Origin of the sequence: Klebsiella sp. ME-303 (assembly GCF_007910085.1) — a bacterium.
Lineage (GTDB): Bacteria > Pseudomonadota > Gammaproteobacteria > Enterobacterales > Enterobacteriaceae > Klebsiella > Klebsiella michiganensis.
The window spans coordinates 82,961-90,362 of sequence record NZ_VOJB01000062.1 but is presented as its reverse complement, the minus strand read 5'-3'; the positions used below and the strand labels follow the sequence as shown (position 1 = coordinate 90,362).

Sequence of the window (7,402 nt, the reverse complement as noted above, 5' to 3'; positions counted from 1 at the left end):
TGTCGGTGTAGACGTTGAAGCCGTTACGGCCTTTCTGGTTTTCCAGATCCAGGTAGTTATAAATGATGTCGTACCATTCGGTGGTACCCGATTCGAAGGAGCCGACGGTGGTGCCGGTGCCCGGGCTATAGGTGCCTTTCAGCGGGGACAGGGATTCCAGCTCCGCGTTGCGCCCGTTACGGGTATAAGCAGCGTAACCAATGTTGATTCGCTCTGCCGGGAAGCCTTCGGACAGCAGATGGCCGACAACGGTATCCACCCCCCAGCCGCCTTCTTCCAGCGCCTTCAGGTTGGTGTGGTGGGTCACGCTCTCCGCCCACGGGGTACCGAAGAAGTCATAGGTCATGACGTTGATACCGTACAGGCCCGCTTTCAGCAGCGCATTGACGTTGGAGTAGCCGAGCGTCTTGACCACCGCGGAGCTGGCAATGGAGATTTTGACGTTGCTCAGGCCTGCGGCGTCCAGCTGCTTACGCAGTTCGCCAATCAGCAGGGCGTAGTTCTCGCCGTCTTCCGGGCCGTACGGGTTGCCAGCGCCTTCGGCGTTCGGATATTCCCAGTCAATGTCCACTTCGCTGAACATCGGGAACTGCTTGAACAGTTTTACCACGCCTTTGGCAAAGACCTTACGCGAGGCGTCAGACGCGGCAGTTTCATGGAAACCGTTACTCATACTCCAGCCGCCGATGCTCATGGACAGCACCAGGTCGTGGCCCTGCTGCTTCGCTTTAGCCTGCAGATCGCGCAGGCCGCCGAGCAGGCCTTTAGTATTACTCTGGGTCACGGTCTTCGGATCGACATCCCAGCCGCTGACGGTATGGCCAACGTTAACGTAAGACTGGAAGTCGCCCCACGGGTCGAGGAAGGTGGGCTCGTACTTCACTTTTCCGCACTGATCGGCACCTTCGGCAACCACGTCGCGCCACAGGTTGTCCACTTTGTGGAAGCCGGTCACGCCGACGAAACCGACGATGATTTTGTCGTAGGCGGTAGGAGAAACGTTGGTCAGGTCGTAGCCGCGACCGCGGTTATCTTTTGAATTATCGCCCTGCAGACGACCATCATACTGTGACCAGTCGGTGTAGTAGCCGAAGACTTTGGGTTTGGTGGTGGAGGCTTTGTATTTGTTATAGACCGGTTTAGCGACGCGAGCGGAGGTATAGCTGTATGCGCTCACTTCTGTTGCCGGGTTAAAGCCGTCTGCGGCGTTGCTGGTTTCGGTCAGCGTATCGCCCTTAATCAATTTGCTCGTTGCCACGTTAATTTCCTTCTGTGTTGAATGACCACCTCAAGCGGTGTGGGGCAGATAATCGGGCAACGCGGCGGCCGGGGCTAATCACAAATTAACACCTGAAACGATGATATTTCGGCTGATGGGCGATGAGGGTGATAGGGCGCTAAACGGTGAAAAAGCCTGTTATAACAACGCGATGATATATGAAATGAGGCGCGATGAGATCCCGGCGACCGACGCCGGGAAGCGTGGCTTATGAAAAGAGGGCCGCTAAGCGCTGCAGCACCAGCACGGCGCTGTAGTAATCCAGGCGGAAGGTTTCCGTCCCCAGCGGATAAACGCGTTTGCCTTCAACGGCGGGCAGATGCGCCAGCAGCGGGTTGGCGTTAATCGCGTCGGCATCCTTTTGGTCGCCGGCAAACAGGAACAGGCTCTGGCCGTTAAGTCCGGCGGCTAAGTTTTCCCCGCCCAGCTGCACGATATCATGACGTTTTCCCTGGCTCTGGCTGGCATGCAGCCCGCCGGGCAGGTCGGCGAGGGTAAAGCCCAGCTGCTCGAGCAGCTGTCCCTGAGCGGATTCTTTGGTCCAGATATTGGCGCTATGGGCCGCGGCGGTGTAGACCAGCGCGGTGACCGGCTGCGGCGGCAGCTTCATTTTCTCTTTCAGCGCCGCCAGCTTTTTATCAAACTCCGCGATTCTCTCCGCCGCCTGTTTTTCGTGGCCGGTAATCTCCCCCAGTTGGATCAGCAGGGCCTGCCAGCTTTTATCATCGTAGTTAATGATAAGCGTCGGGGCGATGGTGGAAAGCTGGTCGTAGAGCATCATCGCCGAATCGCCGCCGGTGGCGCTAATCAGAATGAGATCCGGCATTTGCGCCGCGACGGCCTCAGCGCTCGGTTCGCCAATATAGAGGCGCGACAGCTTGCGCGCTTTCGCCACATCGCTCCACTGGCGTAAAAATCCCTGACCGTCGGCGACGCGGTTATTGGGCGTCGTGGCCCCGCTGGCCACCACCGGCGCGTCAATCGCCAGCAGCGAGCCGGTCAGCGTCACGCTGGTGGAAACAATGCGCAGCGGCTGGCTTTCCAGCGTATGGGGTCCCCGGCTGTCGGTTATCTGACGCGGCCAGTCTGTCGCCAGCGCTGAGCTAATTCCGAAAATCGCCAGGCCGCTGGCGAGGAGGGTACGGCGGCAAAAGGTGGAGAAATTCACGTATTCGCATCCTGGTTAAGTAGTGATAAATGCTTCTCATTTTCAGCTGTGAGCGGCGTCGATGCAAGCTTAAGTCGCACAACATGCTACCTGTACGGTTGACATAGCGCGCAATACCTTTTAGGTTACCCAACCAAAATATAAATGATAATTATTCGTAATATCTTTATCGTTTTTGGAGGATGATATGGAAACGTCTTTGGCTGAGGAAGTACGGGAGAAAAAAATGACTCTGCCGCCGGAAAGCTTCTTCTTTATGTCGCCGTACCGCAGCTTCACCACCGCTGGCTGCTTTAGTCGGTTTTCTCATCCTGCCGCCGATGGCGAAAATCTGGACGGGGAATTCCAGCGCAAAATGGCTGCCGCCTTTGCAGCGGCGCGGGCTGCCGGGATCGCTAAGCCGATAATGGTCGGCGCCATTCCGTTTGATACCAGCGAGCCGTCCGAGCTGTTTATACCCACAAGCTGGGAAACCTTCTCCCGACCAGAAAAGCAGCACTCCGCGCGCTATGCGTCCGGGCAGCAGCCGATGGACGTGGTGCAGCGCCGGGAGATCCCTGAACAGGACACCTTCATGGCGATGGTGGCGCGCGCGGCGGCCCTCACCGCGACGCCGGAAGTGGACAAAGTGGTCCTCTCGCGCCTGATTGATATCACCACCCGCGAACGGGTTGATAGCGGGGCGCTGCTCGAGCGCCTGATCGCCCAGAACCCGGCCAGCTATAACTTCCACGTGCCGCTCTCGGACGGCGGCGTGCTGCTGGGCGCCAGCCCGGAGTTGCTGCTGCGTAAAGAAGGCGCGCATTTCAGCTCTCTGCCGCTGGCCGGTTCGGCCCGTCGCCAGCCGGACGATGTGCTGGACCGCGAAGCGGGGCACAGGCTGCTGGCATCGGAAAAAGACCGCCACGAACATGAGCTGGTGACCCAGGCGATGAAGGCCGTATTAGCGCCGCGCAGCAGCGAACTCTCCCTGCCGGACTCTCCGCAGCTGATCACCACGCCGACCCTGTGGCATCTGGCGACGCAGATTCAGGGCACCGCGCTGGCAAATGAGAACGCCATGTCGCTGGCCTGCCTGCTGCACCCGACGCCGGCGCTGAGCGGCTTCCCGCATCAGGCGGCGAAACGCCTGATTAACGAACTGGAGCCGTTCGACCGTCAGCTGTTCGGCGGCATTGTCGGCTGGTGCGATGATGAAGGCAACGGCGAGTGGGTGGTGACCATCCGCTGCGCGCGCCTGCAGCAGCGCACCCTGCGGCTATTTGCTGGCGCAGGTATCGTCCCGGCCTCTTCGCCGCTAGGCGAGTGGCGCGAAACCGGCGTCAAACTGACCACCATGCTGAACGTATTCGGCTTGCAATAAGGGACTATGATGATCGAATTTACCCGCTGGCCAGAAGAGTTTGCGGCCCGCTATCGGCAAAAAGGTTACTGGCAGGATCTGCCGCTAACCTATCTGATTACCCGTCATGCGGAAAACGACGCTCCCGCGATTATCGACGGCGACAAAAGCTACAGCTACCGTGAATTCAACCGCCTGGTGGATAACCTCGCCTCCTCGCTGCAGCGTCAGGGCCTGAAGCGCGGCGAAACGGCGCTGGTGCAGCTGGGCAACGTTGCGGAATTTTATATCACCTTTTTCGCGCTGCTGCGGATCGGCGTTGCGCCGGTCAACGCGCTGTTCAGCCACCAGCGTAGCGAGCTGAACGCCTACGCCGCGCAGATTGAACCCGCTTTGCTGATTGCCGACCGCGAACACGCGCTGTTTGCCGATGATGATTTTCTTAACGCTTTTGTCGCCCAGCATGCGTCGGTACGCGTGGCCCTGCTGCTGAACGACGGCGGCGAACGCAGCCTGGCGGCGGCCATCGCCCAGCCTGACGATAATTTCGTCGCGCATCCGACGCCCGCTGACGAAGTGGCTTTTTTCCAGCTCTCCGGCGGCAGCACCGGTACGCCGAAGCTCATTCCGCGTACTCATAACGACTACGAATACAGCATTCGCCGCAGCAATCAGCTGTGCGGCGTAAGCGCCGAAACGCGCTATCTGAACGCGCTTCCCGCCGCCCACAACTACGCGATGAGCTCGCCGGGTTCACTCGGCGTCTTCCTCGCCGGCGGCGTGGTGGTGCTGGCGCACGACCCGAGCGCCACCCTCTGCTTCCCGCTGATCGAAAAGCACCAGATTAACCTGACCTCGCTGGTTCCGCCGGCGGTAAGCCTGTGGTTACAGGAGATCCATGAGTCCGGCAGCAATGCCCGTCTGCAGTCGCTGCGGCTGCTGCAGGTAGGTGGGGCGCGCCTGTCCGCGACCCTCGCCGCGCGTATTCCGGCGGAAATCGGCTGTCAGCTTCAGCAGGTCTTCGGCATGGCGGAGGGGCTGGTGAACTATACCCGCCTCAACGACAGCCCCGAGCGCATTATCAATACCCAGGGCTGCCCGATGTGTCCTGATGACGAAGTGTGGGTGGCCGATGCGCAGGGTAATCCGCTGCCGCGCGGCGAAGTCGGGCGCCTGATGACCCGTGGCCCTTATACCTTCCGCGGGTACTACAAGAGCCCGCAGCATAATGCCGAGGCCTTTGATGCCGATGGTTTCTACTGCTCTGGCGATCTGATCTCGATCGATGAAGATGGCTATATCACCGTGCAGGGGCGGGAAAAAGATCAGATCAACCGCGGCGGCGAGAAGATCGCGGCGGAAGAGATCGAAAACCTGCTGCTGCGCCATCCGGCGGTGATCCACGTCGCGCTGGTCAGCATGGAAGATAGCCTGCTGGGGGAAAAGAGCTGCGCATATCTGGTGGTAAAAGAGCCTCTGCGCGCGGTGGCGGTACGCCGCTTCCTGCGGGAACAAGGGGTCGCAGAATTTAAACTGCCGGACCGCGTGGAGTGCGTTGATGCGCTGCCGCTGACGCCGGTGGGCAAAGTCGATAAAAAACAATTACGTCAGTGGCTGGCTGAACGCAAGCTGGGCTGAAGGAGAAGACAGAATGGCAATCCCAAAATTACAGGCTTACGCGCTGCCGGAAGCCAGCGATATCCCGGCGAACAAAGTGAACTGGGCATTTGAGCCGTCCCGTGCCGCGCTGTTGATCCACGATATGCAGGAGTATTTCCTTAACTTCTGGGGCGAAAACAGCGCGATGATGGAGAAAGTGGTGGCCAACATCGCCGCCCTGCGCGAGTTCTGCAAACAGAACCATATTCCGGTTTTTTACACCGCCCAGCCGAAAGAGCAGAGCGATGAAGACCGCGCGCTGCTGAACGACATGTGGGGGCCTGGCCTGACCCGTTCGCCGGAGCAGCAGCAGGTGATTGCCGCGCTTGCGCCGGACGACAACGATACCGTGCTGGTGAAGTGGCGCTACAGCGCGTTTCATCGCTCGCCGCTGGAGGAGATGCTGAAAGACGCGGGGCGCGATCAGCTAATCATCACCGGCGTATATGCCCATATCGGCTGCATGACCACTGCGACCGATGCGTTTATGCGCGATATTAAGCCGTTCTTCGTTGCCGACGCGCTGGCCGATTTCAGCCGCGAGGAGCACCTGATGGCGCTCAACTACGTGGCGGGTCGCTCCGGTCGAGTGGTGATGACCGAAGAGCTGCTGCCGCTGCCGGCATCGAAAGCGGCGCTGCGGGCGCTGGTGCTGCCGCTGCTGGATGAATCCGACGAACCGATGGATGACGAAAACCTGATCGACTACGGCCTGGATTCGGTACGCATGATGGCGCTCGCCGCCCGCTGGCGTAAAGTGCACGGCGATATCGACTTCGTGGTGCTGGCGAAAAATCCGACCATTGATGCCTGGTGGGCGCTGCTTTCCCGCGAGGTGAAATAATGAACGGGCTCGATTTTCACGGCCGGACCGTGTGGATCACCGGCGCGGGCAAGGGGATCGGCTACGCCACCGCCCTGGCGTTCGTTGAGGCCGGCGCGCAGGTAACCGGGTTTGATTTGGCGTTCGACGGCGAAAGCTACCCGTTCGCCACCGAGACGCTGGACGTTGCCGACGCGCAGCAGGTGGCGCAGACGTGCGGCCGCCTGCTGGCAGGGATCGCGCGGCTGGATGTGCTGGTCAATGCCGCCGGTATTTTGCGGATGGGGGCGACCGATGCGCTGAGCCAGGAAGATTGGCAGCAGACCTTTGCCGTTAACGTTGGCGGGGCGTTTAACCTGTTCCAGCAGACGATGGGGCAGTTCCGCCGCCAAAAAGGCGGGGCGATTGTGACCGTGGCGTCCGACGCTGCGCATACGCCGCGCATTGGCATGAGCGCCTACGGCGCGTCAAAGGCGGCGCTGAAGAGCCTGGCGCTGACCGTCGGGCTGGAGCTGGCGGGCAGCGGCGTACGCTGTAATCTGGTTTCTCCTGGCTCTACCGATACCGATATGCAGCGGACGCTGTGGGTGAGCGATGACGCTGAGCAGCAGCGCATTCGCGGCTTCGGCGAGCAGTTTAAGTTGGGCATTCCGCTGGGCAAAATCGCCCGCCCGCAGGAGATTGCCAATACCATTCTGTTCCTCGCCTCCGACCACGCCAGCCATATCACGCTGCAGGATATCGTGGTGGACGGCGGCTCGACGCTGGGGGCATAAATGGCCTGGAAACGTCAGCTGACGCTGGATGAACTCAACGCGACCAGCGTCAATACGATGGTCGCGCATCTGGGCATCGTTTATACCCGGCTTGAGGAGGGCGTGCTGGAAGCGGAAATGCCGGTCGACGCGCGAACCCATCAGCCGTTCGGGCTGCTGCACGGCGGCGCCTCCGCGGCGCTGGCGGAAACCCTGGGCTCGATGGCCGGGTGGCTGATGACCGAAGAGGGACAGTGCGTAGTGGGGACCGAGCTCAACGCCACCCATCACCGGGCGGTCTCCAGCGGCAAAGTCCGCGGCGAATGCCGGGCGCTGCACCTGGGGCGTCAGGGCCAGAGCTGGGAAATTGCGGTGT

General features: G+C 60.5%; 7 protein-coding genes. 5 read left to right on the top strand and 2 right to left on the bottom strand.

What is annotated here, in order from left to right; translation table 11 throughout:
* Positions 1–1,258: glycosyl hydrolase family 18 protein (locus FQK12_RS07800; protein WP_261392894.1), on the bottom strand; the 1,258-nt coding region annotated here is incomplete at its 3' end.
* Between the two features lie 229 nt (positions 1,259–1,487).
* The gene (fepB, locus tag FQK12_RS07795) at positions 1,488–2,447 is read right to left on the bottom strand and encodes a Fe2+-enterobactin ABC transporter substrate-binding protein (RefSeq protein ID WP_014228358.1); all 960 of its coding nucleotides are present in this window, start codon (positions 2,445–2,447) and stop codon (positions 1,488–1,490) included.
* Positions 2,448–2,634: 187 nt separating this feature from the next.
* Here fepB and entC point away from each other — a divergent pair, with 187 nt between their 5' ends.
* From entC to entH, 5 genes are all read left to right on the top strand, one after another.
* Positions 2,635–3,810: an isochorismate synthase EntC gene (entC, locus tag FQK12_RS07790; protein WP_014228359.1), complete on the top strand. Its 1,176-nt coding sequence runs from the start codon at positions 2,635–2,637 to the stop codon at positions 3,808–3,810.
* 9 nt (positions 3,811–3,819) lie between these two features.
* Positions 3,820–5,427, top strand: a complete 1,608-nt coding sequence (entE, locus tag FQK12_RS07785) for a (2,3-dihydroxybenzoyl)adenylate synthase EntE (RefSeq protein WP_014228360.1) — start codon at positions 3,820–3,822, stop codon at positions 5,425–5,427.
* 13 nt (positions 5,428–5,440) lie between these two features.
* A complete protein-coding gene (gene entB, locus FQK12_RS07780; protein WP_014228361.1) occupies positions 5,441–6,292 on the top strand; it encodes an enterobactin biosynthesis bifunctional isochorismatase/aryl carrier protein EntB in 852 nt (283 codons plus the stop codon).
* Positions 6,292–7,047, top strand: coding sequence for a 2,3-dihydro-2,3-dihydroxybenzoate dehydrogenase EntA (gene entA, locus FQK12_RS07775; protein WP_014228362.1), 756 nt, complete (start codon positions 6,292–6,294; stop codon positions 7,045–7,047). The genes entB and entA overlap by 1 nt, the downstream gene beginning before the upstream one ends.
* Positions 7,048–7,402: proofreading thioesterase EntH (gene entH / locus FQK12_RS07770; RefSeq protein WP_146295686.1), on the top strand; the 355-nt coding region annotated here is incomplete at its 3' end.

What these genes read in the sequence shown, in the direction of transcription:
- entC (WP_014228359.1), top strand. Translation starts at nt 2,635, where the DNA reads ATGGAAACGTCTTTGGCTGAGGAAGTACGGGAGAAAAAAATGACTCTG.
- entE (WP_014228360.1), top strand. Translation starts at nt 3,820, where the DNA reads ATGATCGAATTTACCCGCTGGCCAGAAGAGTTTGCGGCCCGCTATCGG.
- entB (WP_014228361.1), top strand. Translation starts at nt 5,441, where the DNA reads ATGGCAATCCCAAAATTACAGGCTTACGCGCTGCCGGAAGCCAGCGAT.
- entA (WP_014228362.1), top strand. Translation starts at nt 6,292, where the DNA reads ATGAACGGGCTCGATTTTCACGGCCGGACCGTGTGGATCACCGGCGCG.